Source organism: Sulfuritalea sp. (assembly GCF_017302275.1).
In the GTDB taxonomy this organism is placed as follows: Bacteria; Pseudomonadota; Gammaproteobacteria; order Burkholderiales; family Rhodocyclaceae; genus Sulfuritalea.
The window spans coordinates 22,950-37,143 of the sequence record NZ_JAFLDR010000021.1; the positions used below are offsets into that span (position 1 = coordinate 22,950).

The window sequence follows — 14,194 nt, forward strand, 5'->3', positions numbered from 1 at the left end:
CTCAGGCCGCGGCCGGCAGGCTGGCCCTGGCCATCTGCGCCAGCGCCGCGATGTCGAGGATCAGGGCGACGTGGCCGTCGCCCATGATGGTGGCTCCGGAGACGCCGGCCACCTTGCGGTAATTGGTTTCCAGGCTCTTGATCACCACCTGGTGCTGCCCGAGCAGGGCGTCGATGAACAGTGCGGCCTTGATGCCGTCGGCTTCGACCACCACCATGATTCCGTGCTCAAGGCGCGTCTCGGCGCCGGGAATGCCGAAGATTTCGTGCAAGGCCACAACCGGGAGGAATTCGCCGCGCACCTGGATCAGGCGCTCGACGCCGGCGATGCCGCGCACCATGTTGCGCTCGACCTGCAGCGATTCGACCACGTAGCCCAGCGGGATGATGTAGGTTTCCTTGCCGGCGGCCACCGACATGCCGTCGAGGATGGCCAGGGTCAGCGGCAGGCGCACCGTCATGCGCGTGCCGATGCCGCGCATGGATTCGATGTCGACACGGCCGCCCATGGCCCCGATGTTGCGCTTGACCACGTCCATGCCGACCCCACGACCGGAGACTTCGGTCACCTGCTCGGCGGTGGAGAAGCCGGGTTCGAAGATCAACTGCCAGACTTCGCCGTCGCTCATCTGCTCATTGACGTTGAAGCCGCGTTCGCGCGCCTTCGACAGGATGCGCGGGCGGTCGAGGCCGGCGCCGTCGTCGGCGACCTCGATGACGATGTTGCCGCCCTGATGGTAGGCCTTGAGCGTGATATTGCCGACCGGCGATTTGCCCTTGGCAATGCGCTCGTCGGGCATTTCGATGCCGTGATCGAGGCTGTTGCGCACCAGGTGCGTCAGCGGGTCGGCGATGCGTTCGATCAGACCCTTGTCGAGTTCCGTGCCCTCGCCGATGGTCTTGAGCTCGATCTGCTTGTTCAGCTTTTGCGCCAGGTCGCGCACCACGCGCGGGAAGCGCGAGAACACCACCGAGATCGGCATCATGCGGATCGACATCACCGATTCCTGCATGTCGCGGGTGTTGCGTTCGAGTTGCGCCAGCCCGTTGTGCAGGCGTTCGAATTGCACCGGGTCGAGCACCGAGGCGGATTGCGCCAGCATGGCCTGGGTGATCACCAGTTCGCCGACCAGGTTGATCAGCTTGTCCACCTTGGGAATGTCGACGCGAATCGAGGACTCGGTGGCGCCGCCGCGCGGTGCGGCGCGGCGGTCGCCGCGCTCACGGTCGCGCCGCTCGACGGCGGGCGGCGCGACGGCGAGCGCGGGGGCCGGGCCATCGGTTGCAAGAGTCGGCGCTGGCGCTACGGCGGCGTTGGCCGGTGGCGTCGGAAGGTCGACAAAAAAGCCGTGGGAGTCGTCCGTCGCCACGGTGGGTTGCGGCGTGCCGGCGGGCGCGTCATCGAACAGGCCCCAGGCGGCGTCGGCAGCGGGTACCGGTGTAGACGATCCGGTGGGTGCGTCGTCGAAGAGACCCCAGGCATCGCCATTCTTTGGTTCGGCGGCAGGGGCATCATCAAAGAAGCCGTAACTGTCGTCGCCGGTCGCGTCGTCGCCGATCCGTATGCTGTCGCTGCGGGCGACGAACTCGACCATGCCGCGCAGCACCGCCGGGTCGGCCTCGGTGGAGACTTCGATGCGCCAGGCGCCGGAAGCGTCGCCGGGCCTTGCCACCACGCGCGCCGGCCACTGGGTCGAAATCTCGTCGACCAGGTTTCGTACCGCGGATGCGGCGGCGTCGGCGTCGCCTTCGTCAAGGGCGAAGCTGACCGCGACATTTGTGCTGACGGTGGCGTCGGGCGTCGGTTCGCCGTTCTCCGCCGCGGAATCGCGCGGTGCATCGTCGGCCAGGGCGGCCAGGCGCGTGCAGGTGTTGCCGACCCGTGCCGGATCGGCGGCCTCGCCTCCGCGATGGGCCGCCAGCAGGTCCTTGAGCAGGTCGCCGGCATCGAGGAAGGCATCGATCATGGCGGCGCGCAAGGCCAGTTCGCCCTTGCGGATGCGATCGAGAAGGTTTTCCAGCACATGCGTGACTTCGGCCAGGTCGGTGAAACCGAAGGTTCCCGCTGAGCCCTTGATCGAATGCGCCGCGCGGAAGATGGCGTTGAGTTGTTCCGGGTCCGGGTCCTCGATATCGAGATCCAGCAGCAGCGCTTCCATGCCGGCGAGGTGCTCCTGGGCTTCCTCGAAGAAGATCTGATAGAACTGGCTGAGATCGACTGACATTGCGGCTTATGCCTGGGTCTGATGGACGTGTCAGCCGATGACCTTCTTGACCACATCGAGCAGCTTTTGCGGGTCGAAGGGTTTGACCAGCCAGCCGGTTGCGCCGGCGGCCTTGCCCTGGGCTTTCATCGCGTCCGATGATTCGGTGGTCAGCATCAGGATCGGCGTGCCGCGGTATTGGGTGACGCCGCGCAGGTTCCTGACCAGGGTCAGCCCGTCCATGCGCGGCATGTTCTGGTCTGTGAGGACCAGGTCGAATCCGCGTGCCTTGGCTTTGGCCAGACCGTCCACGCCGTCGGCGGCTTCCACCACGTCATAGCCGGCGTTCTTCAAGGTAAACGCCACCATCTGGCGAATGGAGGGTGAATCGTCCACTGCAAGTACGGCTTTGACCATTTTCTGCTCCCTCAGGGTTTGCTGAGCCTATCGTTCAAAACAGTTCGACTTCGCCGCGCTTCATCTCGGTCTGGCTCACGGGGCAGTTCGCGGTGCCCAGCGCCATCTGCTGCAGTCTCTCGGATATGCGGCGGGTTTCGGATTTCAGTGCGTCAAGGGCATGCGGGGCGTCGGGTATCGCCGCCTTGTCGTGGAGGGATTGCGCGAGCGCGCCGAGGTGTCTCGACACGTCATCAATGGCATCCGCGCGGCGGCCGACATGGCCTAGGAGTTGCGAAACTATGTCCTGGAACTGCAGCGCGGTGACCGCTCGTCCGACCTGGACATCGACCTGATCGGCAATCGCACCGAGTTCTTCGATGGCGACTCCGCGTTTCTGGTTCTGCGTCTCCATAATGGTGATCACCCGCTCTACGTTAGCCTTCGATTCGAGCGCGAATGTCATGTCGTGACTGGCCAATTGCTGGATTGCCGCTTCGGTCTGCTTCACCGTGACCTGCATGCTCTGGATCACCATGTTGATCTGCTGGCTGAACTGGGCGGTTCGCCCGGAAAGATCGCGAACTTCATCGGCAACCACCGCGAAGCCGCGTCCGGCTTCGCCGGCACGGGCCGCCTCGATCGCGGCATTGAGCGCCAGCAGGTTGGTCTGCTTCGCAATCGAGCCGATCTCGGAAAGGAATGACTGCACGTCCTTGGTGCGCGCCACGATGTTGTCGGTCAGATCGACAAGTTCCATGCCGATTTTGCTGCTCTCGACGATGCTGTCGACCACGCGTTGCATCACCGACGAAGTGCCCTTGACGAAGTTATCGAACTTGTGGCGCTCGACGCCGTCGTCGTCGCCATCCTGGGTGACGGAAATGGACACATCGCGCTGGTGCCGGGTATGTTCCTGCATGGTGGTGAAGCTGCCGGTCAGACCGACGATCGCCTCCGACAACAGGCTCTGCACCTGCCCGAGTTCGCCGCGCAGGGAGCCCAACTGCGCGGAGAACTGGTTCGAACATTCGCTCAGCAGGCGGTGGAACTCCTCCAGCAAGTCTTGCTGTTCCTGTTTCGGATTTTTCCGGCCTTCGGCATCGCGCATTGTCTTCCTTGCGACCAGGACGGCAATGGCCTGCCATCCGATTGCCGCCGGGATCAGGGCAAGCCACACCGATGGACTGTGCCCGGCGCTGGCTGCCATCGAGGTGCCGGCACCGATCAGCAAGACCCAGCCAAATCCGAGCATTGAGCTCTTGTCGAGGAATTTCATGACGTGTGCGACCTGCCGGGGAGATCTCGCATGCGTTCCAACAGGCACGGCACGAGCGTCCAATGCGGTCGGTCCGCGAATGTCGATCGACAACCGCCGCGAAGCTTGCTTGCATAGTCGAGTGCCAGCCGGCATGTGCCCATGAAAATCCCCACGATCTGTAAATGATTGGGTTCCAGTCCGCCCCGTGGCTGGAAAGGAAATGTCTCCGCATCCCGGGAACGCATCGTCTCAAATCGCCGGGAAATTGTTTATCCGTGAAATACGCGACAAACTGCGGAATCTACGTAGATCGACATATATGCGCCTCAATTTGTTGCATCATTCGCGCAGGACACATTAGGGAGGTTTCGCCATGCAGATCACACTGAAGACGGAGAGAAATCGCGCGACCGTTCGCCTGGTCGGACGATTCGAATTCAGCATGCATAGGGAGTTTCGCGAAGCGGTGGACACGGCGCTGCAGAACAAGGACGTTGATGCGCTGGTGATCGACCTCGCGGGAGTGGAGTACCTTGATAGTTCGGCGCTGGGAATGCTCCTGATGTTGCGTGATCGGGCCAACACCTCCAAAAAGGTTGTGTCCCTGGCCAACCCGCGGGGAATGGTCAAGCAGGCGCTGGATATCGCCAAGTTTGACAAATTGTTCCCGATCGTCTGATCCCGGCAGGGGTTATGCATATGGCAACGCCCGCTGATACACCGATCAAGGTACTTGTCGCGGACGACCAGAAGTCGAACCGGCACATCCTGGAAGTGTTCCTGCGCCAGGAAGGGCATACGGTGATCGTCGCCAGCGATGGCCGGGAAGCGGTGGAGTTGCATCGCAGGGAACAGCCGGACCTCGTGCTGCTCGATGTCGTGATGCCGGTCATGGATGGCCTCGAGGCGGCGCGCCTGATCAACGCCGAGTCCGGCGAGGTACATACCCCGATACTGTTCCTTTCCATGGCAAAGGATCAGCGGACGGTGCTCGACGGCCTCGAATTGGCGGACGACTTCATCTCCAAGCCGATCAACTTCGGCTTGCTGCGAGCCAAGTTGCGTGCCTTCATCCGCCTGGTAAGGACGCAGCGCACACTGCGGGTGCAGCAGCGGCGGATCGAATCGTTCAACGACGAAATGCGCCGTGAGAGCGAGGTGGCGTCGTTCATCCTGAATCGGGTGCTGGCGCACACCGAGCAACCTGATGGGCATTCCCTGCAATACAGGGTGGTCCCCGCAGCCCTGTTCAGCGGTGACGTGGTCTTTGCCCGGCGCACACCCAGCGGACGCTTGCATGTGCTGCTGGCGGACGCCGTTGGCCATGGCTTGCCGGCGGCCATCAATATCCTGCCCCTGTACTTCCCGTTCGAAGCCATGTCGCGCAAGGGCTACCCGATATCCACACTGGCACGGGAACTCAATCGGCGGGTGCGCGATCTGTTTCCCCGCGATCGCTTCGTCGCGGCGATCCTGGCCAGCATTGATGCCGAGGCGGGGGTCGTCGAGGTCTGGAACGGGGGGAGTCCGCCCGCCCTGATGGTTCGGCCGGACGGACGGATCGCGGAGCGTGTCGACTCGATGCAGATGGCGTTGGGTATCAACGACGACGACCCGAAGTTGTTCGAGACGCGGCGGGTGGATTTTTCGGTGGGCGACCAGTTGATCCTGTTTTCTGATGGCATATGGGAAAGTCCGACCTTTGCCGGCGACGATCCAACGCTTCCGGTTGAAGCGTTGCTCAGGGCTACGCCTCCCCCGACCAGGATGGACGCCCTGGTCGAGAGGGCGCTCGCCGCGGGGCAGTTCGATGACCTATCGGTAATGGTGCTGACCCAGCGCGAAACGGTAACCAGGGAGGCACGGCCACGCGCGGCCCAGGTCGGCGTGGCGACCGACCGTCTTGCCTTGCAACTCGGTGCCGAGGCGCTGCGCAATCCGGGCGTCATCGATGACGTGCTTTCCATGGCCGGCGCGCTTGGCTTCGTCGGCCACTTTCCCAAGCTCCCGGCCATATTTTTCGAGCTGTTCGCCAATGCGCTCGAACATGGCGTATTGAACCTGGCATCCGGGAACAAGTACCTGTCGAGCGAGGGCTACCTGGAATATTTCGCGGAAAAGCAGCGTCGCCTGGACGTTCTGGCCGACGGCTTCATAGCGGTCGAAATGGCGCTGGATTCCATTGCCGGCAAGCAGGTATTGCGACTCATGGTGTCCGACAGCGGCAGAGGTTTCAGGGTATTCGACTTCGCCCCGGAGGGACCGGCGGACGATTGCGTCTCCGCCGGACATGGTCTGGCACTGGTGCGTGGCATGGCGTTGCACCTGACGCACAACAAACAGGGCAACGAGGCAATCGCCCTCATAGGCCATGTGGACGGCGGCGTGCCGGAACGATGATTGATATTGATGAAGCACGATCCGAGCTCGTGCATCGAGTCATCCCGCCCGGCAGGGGATGCCATGCCGCCGGTTCGCTGGAACCGGGATCGGGCTGAATCGGAGCAATGGAAATGACGGCGAGTTTGTTGATTGTTGATGACGATCCGTTGATCCGCATGGTGACGCTGGAGCTGTTGGAGTCCTCCGGTTACGTGCTTGACGCCGTACCGGATGGCATGGCAGCGTGGGAGAAGCTCGATCTCGCCCCCAACCGATTCGACCTGGTTTTGCTGGACAAGCAGATGCCGCGACTGGACGGCATTTCCCTGCTGAAGCGGCTCAAGTCCGATGCTCGCTTCAAGGACCTGCCGGTGATCATGCTGACCAGCGATGACCGTCAGGAGGACATCATCGAAGGCCTTGCCGCGGGAGCCCATTACTACCTGACCAAGCCGTCGACCGAGGATGTGCTGAAAGCCGTCATTGGCAGCGCGTTGGAGGGATTGCACCAGAAACGCGAGTTGCGCGAACTGGTTGGCCGCCAGGCAAGCAACCTGACGCTGTTGCGCCGGGCGGAGTTCTGTTGCCGAACGCTGTCCGAGGCGCGCGACCTTGCGCTGTTGCTGGCCGACGCCAGCATGTACCCCGAGCGAACGGTCAGCGGGTACTCGGAACTCCTGATCAATGCGATCGAGCACGGCAACCTTGGCATTTCATACGCGGAAAAGAGCGTGTTGCTGACCGAGGGCCGTTGGCTGGAGGAGGTCGAATCGCGCCTGCGGAGCCCCGACTACTCGCGTCTTCTGGTCAATGTGACCCTCGAGAAGACGGCTGATTCATGCCGCGTGACCATCGCCGATCAGGGCAAGGGCTTCGATTGGCAACTCTACGTCGAATTCAGGCCGGAACGGGTTTTCGACCTTCATGGCAGGGGTATCGCGATGTCGAGGGCCATCAGTTTTGACAGCCTTGAATACCTCGGCAATGGCAGCCGCGTGGTAGCCACTGTTCTCTTGCCCGGGGCGAAGCAGGGAGCGCAGCCGGCGGGTGCCTGATCGGGCGTCGAGCGCCTTCCGGGTAGCTCCGCGTGGCTCGTTAAAGCGCCTTCACCAGCACCTTCGAGCGCCGCTGCAGGTTGTACAGCTCGCGCCGCGCGGCCGGCAGTTCGTCGACGCCGGCTTCGGCAAAGCCGCGCTCGATGAACCAGTGCGCGGTGCGGGTAGTCAGGACGAACAGGCGCTTGAGCTTGAGCTTCCTGGCGCGGGCCTCGATATGGTTGCACAACTGTTCGCCGTAGCCGCTGCGGCGAAAATCCGGCATCACGGCGAGGCAGGCGAGTTCGGCGGCCTTCTCGGTCGAAAACGGATAGAGCGCGGCGCAACCGACGATGACGCCATCGTGTTCGACCACCGAAAAGCGCGGGATCTCCATTTCCAGCCGCTCGCGGCCGCGTTTGACCAGGGTGCCGTCGGCCTCCAACGGCTCGATCAGGCCCAGTATCGCCCCGACGTCGTCGATGGTGGCGTCACGCAGCCGCGCCAGCGGGGCGCTGGTCATCACGGTGCCGACGCCGTCGCGCGTAAAAAATTCCATTAGCATGGCGCCGTCGGCGCGGGCGTCAAGAAAATGCACGCGGCCGATGCCGGCGCGGCAGGCGCGCACGGCGCTGGGCAGCACGCGCGCGATTTCCGGCGCCTGCGCCGCGAGGTGGCGGCTGGCCAGTTTTTGCGCTTCGTCGGCGGTGAGCGCGTCGAGCAGGGCGCCCTTGGCATTCACCAGTCCGGGGGCGTCGCACAGGTAGATCAGCTTGTCGGCCTTGACCGCCACGGCAACGGCTTCCGCCACTTCTTCCCAGGCGAGATTGAAGATCTCGCCGGTGGGCGAGGCGCCGATCGGGGTGATCAACACGACGTTCTCCTGCGTCAGGTCAGCCTGGATCTCCTCGGCGATCACCTTGCGCACGGCGCCGGTGTATTGGAAATCGATGCCATCGACCACGCCTACCGGGCGCGCGGTGATGAAGTTGCCGCCGGTGACGCGCAGGAAGGCGCCGGCCATCGGCGTGTTGGGCAGGCCCTGCGAGAGCAGCGCCTCGATCTCGATGCGGGTCACGCCCATCGCCCGCTTGACGCATTCGAGCGCCCCCGCATCGGTGATGCGCAAGCCCTTGTGGAATCTCGGCGTCAGTCCGCGCGAAAGCATCTCGGCATCGATCTGAGGCCGCGCGCCATGCACCAGCACCAGGCGGATGCCCATGCTGTCGAGCAGTGCAATGTCATGGATCAGCGCCTGCGCCGCGCCGGCCTGCAATACCTCGCCGCCAAAGGCGATCACGAAGGTACGGCCGCGAAAGGCGTGGATATAAGGGGCGGCCTGGCGTACCCAGGCAACCAGGCGGGCGTCGGTATCGGGCTGGCTGCTGCGGGTCTCCAGGGTCATTGGGCAGGTTTGCCTTTCTTCGGTGGGGCCTTCGGGATCGGTACCCGCTTCACCGGAGCGGACGGTCGGGGCGGGCGCCGGGAGGCGGCGGACTTTGCCGCCGGTTTAGGCGCGGGCGCGCCCGCCTTGCCTTCCTTGCCAGTCGCGGCGACCTTGCCCGGCTTGGGGGACTTTTTGGTCCTTGAATCCTTGGCAGGTTTTTCGGGTTTGGCGCGCGGCACCGCCTTGCCTTCCAGTTCCGCTTCGAGACGTTCGCATATCGTGCGCAGCACCTTGACCCGGGCGTATCCCTTGTCATTGGCTTCGACCAGGGTCCACGGCGCGATGCCGGTGCTGGTGCGGTCGACCATGTCGCAGATCGCTTCCTGGTAGGCGTCCCACTTCTCGCGGTTGCGCCAGTCTTCCTCGGTGATCTTGAAGCGCTTGAACTCGATCTTCTCCCGTTCCTTGAATCGCTTCAGCTGCTCTTCCTGGCTGATCTGCAGCCAGAATTTGACGACGATGACGCCGGCATCGGATATGTCGTGCTCGAAATCGTTGATCTCGGAATAGGCACGCAGCCAGTCGGCTTCGGCGCAAAAGCCTTCGACGCGCTCCACCAGCACGCGGCCGTACCAGGTACGATCGAAGATCGCCACCCGGCCCTTGCGCGGGATGTGCCGCCAGAAGCGCCACAGGTAGGGCTGTGCGCGCTCTTCCTCGGTCGGCGCCGCCACCGGGATGATCTGGTAGTCACGCGCATCCATGCTGGCGGCGATGCGGCGAATGGCGCCACCCTTGCCGGCGGCATCGGCCCCCTCGAAGGCGCACAGGAGGGCGCGTCCCTTGAAGCGCGGGTCGCGCACCAGTTCGGACAGGCGGCCCTGCCATTTTGCAAGCTGCTCCTCGTAATCCTTTTCACTCATCGCGTGTTTCAGGTTGAGCTCGGAAAGCACGTTGCGCCCGTCGATATTCACCCGCATGGGAGGCGCCACTGGAGTCGTGTGCTTGTCGAAATTGCCCAGGCGCTGGCGAATCGATTCGAGCAGGATCTTGCCGGTCGTCATCGAGCGGTAGCGGTCGTCCTCGCCCTCGATGATGGTCCACGGCGCCCACGGCGTGTTGGTCATGCGCAGCACATGGCCGACCACGTCCTGCAGCTTGTCGTAGGTCTTGAGCCGGTCCCAGTTCCACTTGGTGACGCGCCAGGCGGTCTTCGGATCCTTCTCCAACGCCTTCAGGCGACGTTTCTGGCCGTCCTTGGTGAGGTGGAACCAGAACTTCAGCACCAGCGCGCCTTCATTGACCAGCATGGCCTCGAAGCGGTTGATCTGGTCGATGCGCGCGTCCATGTCGGCCTTGCTCATGGTGCCGTCGAGACGGTCGTGGATCGGGCTGGAATACCAGGAACCGGCGAAGATGCCGACCCGTCCCTTGGGCGGCAGGGCGCGCCAGTAGCGCCACATGAAAGGCCGCGCGCTTTCCTCGTCGGTTGGCGCCGAGAAGGCCAGGGTGGAAATGAAGCGCGGGTCCATCCACTCGTAAAGGATGTTGATGGTCTCGCCCTTGCCGGCGCCGTCCTGGCCGCTGACCAGCACGATGACCGGGATCTTGCCGTTTTCCTTCAGGTCGTACTGCGCATCCTGGAGGGCGGCGCGCAGCGCCGGCAATTCCTTCTTGTAGGTTCCCTTGTCGATCTTGTGACCGATTTCCGCAGATTCGAACATCACCAATCTCCCCAAAGTGCCATCATTGCCGCCACCGCGCCGGGTCCGGCGGTCTCGGTGCGCAGCACCCGCGGTCCCAGCCTAATCGCATGGAAGCCGGCGGCATGCGCAGCGAGCAACTCGCTTTCCTCGAAGCCGCCCTCCGGGCCAACCAGCAGGCTGATCGGCGCATCCGGCGCGGCGACATCGCGCAGAAAGCCGCCGGCGCCCGGCGCACAAATGAACCGCAGCCCATTCTCCCGCGCCGCGATGCCGAGGTATTGCGGCAGATCAAGGATAGGCGCCACGGCCGGAATGCGGTTGCGCCCGGACTGCTCGCAGGCGGCGATGGCGATGTTGCGCCAGTGTTCGACGCGACGCTCGGCGCGCTCGCCGGAAAGCCGGATGACGCTGCGTCTTGCCGCCACCGGCTGGATGCGCGCGATGCCGAGCTCGACGGCCTTCTGCACCACGAAATCCATCTTGTCGCCGGCGGGCAGGGCCTGCACCAGCGTCAGCACCAGCGGCGGCTCGCATTCCGCATCGTCGAACTCGACCAGGTTGGCGCGCAGGGCCTTGCCCGCCGGATGCAGGGTCGCGCGCCATTGGCCGCCTCGACCGTCGAACAGGATTGCCGTGTCGCCGGCGCCGACTCTGAGGACTTTCAGGGCATGATGTGCCGCCACGGCCGCCAGTTCGACCGTGGCGCCGGGGTGGAGCGGAAAGGGGCAGAAGAATCTCGGTATCATTGGCGGATTATCGCCAAAACAGGGTTTTGGTGCTGCCCGGAATGCACACGCGAATCCTTGCGGAACCCGGGCCCCGGTTTCGACGCCGGCCGAGCCGAAAGCCGTCGGCGGTGCGGCGAGCGGCCGGAACCACGATCGGAGACAAATCATGGTCAGTATTTCCCCGCCCGTATGCGACTTCGGCCGCCCGGCGATCGATTTCGACCTTCCCGGCGTCGACGGCAGGCGGCACACCCTGGGCAGTACACGCGGCCCCCAAGGATTGCTGGTGATGTTCATCTGCAACCACTGCCCCTACGTCAAGGCCGTGATCCATCGCATCCAGCGCGACGCGCGGGAGCTCGCCACGCTGGGAGTGGGCTGCATTGCGATCATGAGCAACGACCCGACGGACTATCCCGAGGACTCGTGGGAGAACATGCAGCGGCTGGCGCTCGACCTGGCGTTCCCCTTTCCCTATGTGCTGGATGCCACGCAGGAGGTGGCGAAGGCCTACGGCGCGGTATGCACGCCGGATTTCTTCGGCTACAACGCCCGCCTCGAACTCCAGTACCGCGGCAGGCTCGACGAGTCGCGCAAGGAAACCGCGCCCGAAGACGTCCATCGTGACTTGTTCGAGGCGATGCGGCAGGTGGCCTTGACCGGGCAGGGGCCAGCGCGACAGACGCCGGGCATCGGCTGTTCGATCAAGTGGAAGACGGCATGAAAGCCTTTCGCGGCCGGTTTGCGGCAGGCCTCCTGCTGGTCCTTTTGATGGGGTCGGCCGTGGCCCAGAACGACAACCTGCTGATACAGATGCTGCCGGCGGGAGGGTTCCGGGTCTGGCACGGCGACGGGTCGTCCGTGCTGAGTGACGACGAAGTGATGCTGCTTGATTCCCTGGCCGAACCGCAGGGCAGCGCGCCGATCACTACATCGCTCGGCGCGGCGCGTGCGCGCAGCACCGAACAGGGAGTGGTCATCGAGCTCGCAGACGCAACTGCGGACAAGGCGCTGCTGGTCGATCGAGACGCCTGCGGTCATCTCAAGACCTGGCATTCCGAGGGCAGGATGCAGATCAGCGAGAATCAGGCAATCGACCTGGTGATGGCGGCGGTGCCCGGCGGTGGTCCGCGCATGGTGCTGGACGAGCAGCACCATGCCAAGAGTTTTCTGACCAACCTCGGCGTCATGGTCGCAATCTGGCGTCCGCGGAGCGCCGCGAGCCGGGCGCAGGATGTGCCGGCGGCTATCGATCCACCTGCGGGCCGACTTGCGCCGCAATAAGGCGCGAGCCCTCGCTGTCCATGAACTCGACGAAGGCGGTGGCCGCCGGCATAAGCCGCTTGTCGGTGCGATAGACCAGGCGCCACTGTCGCTTGACCGGCGTGTCCCGAACATTGAGTACGACAAGGCGACCGACCGAACGTTCGAGGCCGATGGTGTGCTCCGAAATGAAGGACAGGCCCAGCCCGGCCATCACGGCCTGCTTGATGGTCTCGTTGCTGCCCAGTTCCATGAACGCCGCGGGCGCCACCTTGTGTTCGTCGAGGAAGCGCTCCAGCGCAACGCGCGTGCCGGACCCGGGTTCGCGGATCAGCAGGGCTTCTTCTGCAAGCAGCTTCGGGTCGATGCGGCGCCTGTCGGCAAGCCGGTGGTCCCGCGCCGCGATGAAAACCAGCGGATGCTCGGCGAATATCTTGGCGACGGTTTCGAAATCTCCCGGAGGCGTACCCATGATCGCCAGGTCGATGTCGTTCTCCGCCAGATGACGGACGACGGTGCCGCGATTGCTCACGGTCAGGCTCAGCTCGACCCCTGGGTGGCGGCGGCGGAATTCGGCCAGCAGCGAAGGTGCGAAATACTTGGCGGTGCTGACCACGCCGATCTTCAGGCGTCCGGCTTCGACGCCCTTGAGCGCCGCCATGGCTTCGCCGGCTTCGCGCAACTGCTCGGCGATGCGCCGCGCCTGGCGGGCGATCTCCTCGCCGGCAGCGGTCAGGCGCACCTTCTTTCCCGCCTGCTCGGTCAGTGGCAGGCCGGCCAGGTCTTCCAGTGCCTGCACCTGCATCGATACCGCCGGCTGCGTCAGGTGCAGTTCTTCGGCGGCGCGCGAGAACGAGAGGTTGCGGGCAACCGCCTCGAATATTTTCAGCTGGCGCAGGGTGACGTTTTTCATGCTGAGAGGGCTCCCGGGAAACGGATGGGCGGCTTCGCAAACTTGCCTCATCTTATCATCGCCATAAGAAACCATGACTGGCGCTTATGGGTTACCGGCAGCTATGCTGTCGTCCATGCTTGAAGCCCTGATCTTCGATGTCGATGGCACGCTGGCCGATACCGAGCGCGACGGCCATCGTCCGGCTTTCAACGCCGCCTTTGCCGAGATGGGGCTGGATTGGCACTGGGACGCGGCCCTCTACGGCGAACTGCTGGAAGTGACCGGAGGCAAGGAGCGCATCCGCTTCTTCTGCGAACGGCATGAGCCGGAGTTTCTGCAGCAGGCGGATGCAGAGGTCCGCATCAGGGAGCTGCATGCCGCCAAGACGCGGCATTATGTGGAACTTTGCGCGCAGGGCATTCCGCTGCGCCCCGGGGTCGAACGCCTGTTGCGCGAAGCGAGGGCAGCCGGCCTGCGTTTGGCCATTGCCACCACCACCACGCCGGAAAACATCAGCGCCTTGCTGGCCCCGGACTTGCTGGCGCTGTTCGAAAAAGTCGGCGCCGGCGATACGGTGCCGAACAAGAAGCCGGCGCCGGACATCTACCAGTGGGTGCTGGCCCAACTGGGCCTGCCGGCTGCGGCCTGCCTCGCCATCGAGGATTCCGCGAACGGCCTCAGGGCCAGTCGCGGCGCCGGCCTGGCGACCGTGATCACGCGCACGGCCTACACCGATGACCACGATTTTTCCGGCGCCTTGGCGATACTGCCCGACCTCGACGGGGTGACGCTGGAGACCCTGCGCCGGATCCACGGCAATGGAATTGATATAAGTGCAAACTTATCATCGTAATCAGAATTAGTGAATTGTATTTATGATCTGTTTTCTTCATCATTCACCGATATCAGGCATTTCGAACCCGACAGCACCCTTTTTCT

The 14,194-nt window shown here is 63.9% G+C and carries 13 protein-coding genes; 6 read left to right on the forward strand and 7 right to left on the reverse strand.

All coding sequences use genetic code 11. From position 1 onward, the window contains the following. Position 1: 1 nt before the first annotated feature. Genes J0M27_RS12680 through J0M27_RS12690 form a run of 3 tightly spaced genes read right to left on the reverse strand, consistent with a single transcriptional unit; the run spans position 2 to position 3,878 of the window. Entirely contained in the window at positions 2-2,224 is a 2,223-nt protein-coding gene (locus tag J0M27_RS12680; protein WP_294992099.1) for a chemotaxis protein CheW, read from the reverse strand. Between the two features lie 30 nt (positions 2,225-2,254). Next, positions 2,255-2,620: a response regulator gene (locus J0M27_RS12685; protein ID WP_294992101.1), complete on the reverse strand. Its 366-nt coding sequence runs from the start codon at positions 2,618-2,620 to the stop codon at positions 2,255-2,257. 34 nt (positions 2,621-2,654) lie between these two features. Further along, the gene (locus J0M27_RS12690; RefSeq protein WP_294992103.1) at positions 2,655-3,878 is read right to left on the reverse strand and encodes a methyl-accepting chemotaxis protein; all 1,224 of its coding nucleotides are present in this window, start codon (positions 3,876-3,878) and stop codon (positions 2,655-2,657) included. Between the two features lie 355 nt (positions 3,879-4,233). Here J0M27_RS12690 and J0M27_RS12695 point away from each other — a divergent pair, with 355 nt between their 5' ends. From J0M27_RS12695 to J0M27_RS12705, 3 genes are all read left to right on the forward strand, one after another. Then, positions 4,234-4,539, forward strand: a complete 306-nt coding sequence (locus tag J0M27_RS12695; protein WP_294992106.1) for an STAS domain-containing protein — start codon at positions 4,234-4,236, stop codon at positions 4,537-4,539. Between the two features lie 20 nt (positions 4,540-4,559). Continuing rightward, entirely contained in the window at positions 4,560-6,260 is a 1,701-nt protein-coding gene (locus J0M27_RS12700; protein ID WP_294992109.1) for a SpoIIE family protein phosphatase, read from the forward strand. A 113-nt stretch (positions 6,261-6,373) separates the two neighbouring features. Further along, positions 6,374-7,297 (forward strand): response regulator, encoded by a 924-nt coding sequence (locus J0M27_RS12705; protein WP_294992112.1) that lies wholly within the window; start codon positions 6,374-6,376, stop codon positions 7,295-7,297. Positions 7,298-7,337: 40 nt separating this feature from the next. Here the strand turns inward: J0M27_RS12705 and argA are convergent, their stop codons facing one another. From argA to J0M27_RS12720, 3 genes are read right to left on the reverse strand one after another with little or no spacing between them, the layout of a single operon-like run. Beyond that, complete coding sequence (gene argA / locus J0M27_RS12710) at positions 7,338-8,681, reverse strand: amino-acid N-acetyltransferase (RefSeq protein ID WP_294992114.1); 1,344 nt, start codon at positions 8,679-8,681, stop codon at positions 7,338-7,340. Then, positions 8,678-10,387 (reverse strand): polyphosphate:AMP phosphotransferase, encoded by a 1,710-nt coding sequence (gene pap / locus J0M27_RS12715; RefSeq protein WP_294992117.1) that lies wholly within the window; start codon positions 10,385-10,387, stop codon positions 8,678-8,680. Before pap ends, argA begins: the two co-directional genes overlap by 4 nt. Further along, the gene (locus J0M27_RS12720; protein ID WP_294992120.1) at positions 10,387-11,115 is read right to left on the reverse strand and encodes a 16S rRNA (uracil(1498)-N(3))-methyltransferase; all 729 of its coding nucleotides are present in this window, start codon (positions 11,113-11,115) and stop codon (positions 10,387-10,389) included. Before J0M27_RS12720 ends, pap begins: the two co-directional genes overlap by 1 nt. A 148-nt stretch (positions 11,116-11,263) precedes the next feature. Between J0M27_RS12720 and J0M27_RS12725 the strand changes: the two genes are divergently transcribed. Both J0M27_RS12725 and J0M27_RS12730 read left to right on the forward strand, forming a co-directional pair. Then, the gene (locus J0M27_RS12725; RefSeq protein WP_294992123.1) at positions 11,264-11,821 is read left to right on the forward strand and encodes a thioredoxin family protein; all 558 of its coding nucleotides are present in this window, start codon (positions 11,264-11,266) and stop codon (positions 11,819-11,821) included. Beyond that, complete coding sequence (locus J0M27_RS12730; protein WP_294992125.1) at positions 11,818-12,381, forward strand: hypothetical protein; 564 nt, start codon at positions 11,818-11,820, stop codon at positions 12,379-12,381. Before J0M27_RS12725 ends, J0M27_RS12730 begins: the two co-directional genes overlap by 4 nt. Here the strand turns inward: J0M27_RS12730 and J0M27_RS12735 are convergent. After that, positions 12,344-13,273 carry a LysR family transcriptional regulator gene (locus J0M27_RS12735; protein WP_294992128.1) on the reverse strand — a complete coding sequence of 310 codons (930 nt, stop codon included), beginning with the start codon at positions 13,271-13,273 and terminating at the stop codon, positions 12,344-12,346. The genes J0M27_RS12730 and J0M27_RS12735 overlap by 38 nt on opposite strands. Before the next feature lie 115 nt (positions 13,274-13,388). Between J0M27_RS12735 and J0M27_RS12740 the strand changes: the two genes are divergently transcribed. Next, positions 13,389-14,108 carry an HAD-IA family hydrolase gene (locus tag J0M27_RS12740; RefSeq protein WP_294992129.1) on the forward strand — a complete coding sequence of 240 codons (720 nt, stop codon included), beginning with the start codon at positions 13,389-13,391 and terminating at the stop codon, positions 14,106-14,108. Positions 14,109-14,194: the final 86 nt, after the last annotated feature.

Bases quoted from the DNA above. Each gene is read 5' to 3' on its own strand.
- J0M27_RS12680 (WP_294992099.1), bottom strand. From the start codon at position 2,224: ATGTCAGTCGATCTCAGCCAGTTCTATCAGATCTTCTTCGAGGAAGCC.
- J0M27_RS12685 (WP_294992101.1), bottom strand. From the start codon at position 2,620: ATGGTCAAAGCCGTACTTGCAGTGGACGATTCACCCTCCATTCGCCAG.
- J0M27_RS12690 (WP_294992103.1), bottom strand. From the start codon at position 3,878: ATGAAATTCCTCGACAAGAGCTCAATGCTCGGATTTGGCTGGGTCTTG.
- J0M27_RS12695 (WP_294992106.1), top strand. From the start codon at position 4,234: ATGCAGATCACACTGAAGACGGAGAGAAATCGCGCGACCGTTCGCCTG.
- J0M27_RS12700 (WP_294992109.1), top strand. From the start codon at position 4,560: ATGGCAACGCCCGCTGATACACCGATCAAGGTACTTGTCGCGGACGAC.
- J0M27_RS12705 (WP_294992112.1), top strand. From the start codon at position 6,374: ATGACGGCGAGTTTGTTGATTGTTGATGACGATCCGTTGATCCGCATG.
- argA (WP_294992114.1), bottom strand. From the start codon at position 8,681: ATGACCCTGGAGACCCGCAGCAGCCAGCCCGATACCGACGCCCGCCTG.
- pap (WP_294992117.1), bottom strand. From the start codon at position 10,387: ATGTTCGAATCTGCGGAAATCGGTCACAAGATCGACAAGGGAACCTAC.
- J0M27_RS12720 (WP_294992120.1), bottom strand. From the start codon at position 11,115: ATGATACCGAGATTCTTCTGCCCCTTTCCGCTCCACCCCGGCGCCACG.
- J0M27_RS12725 (WP_294992123.1), top strand. From the start codon at position 11,264: ATGGTCAGTATTTCCCCGCCCGTATGCGACTTCGGCCGCCCGGCGATC.
- J0M27_RS12730 (WP_294992125.1), top strand. From the start codon at position 11,818: ATGAAAGCCTTTCGCGGCCGGTTTGCGGCAGGCCTCCTGCTGGTCCTT.
- J0M27_RS12735 (WP_294992128.1), bottom strand. From the start codon at position 13,273: ATGAAAAACGTCACCCTGCGCCAGCTGAAAATATTCGAGGCGGTTGCC.
- J0M27_RS12740 (WP_294992129.1), top strand. From the start codon at position 13,389: ATGCTTGAAGCCCTGATCTTCGATGTCGATGGCACGCTGGCCGATACC.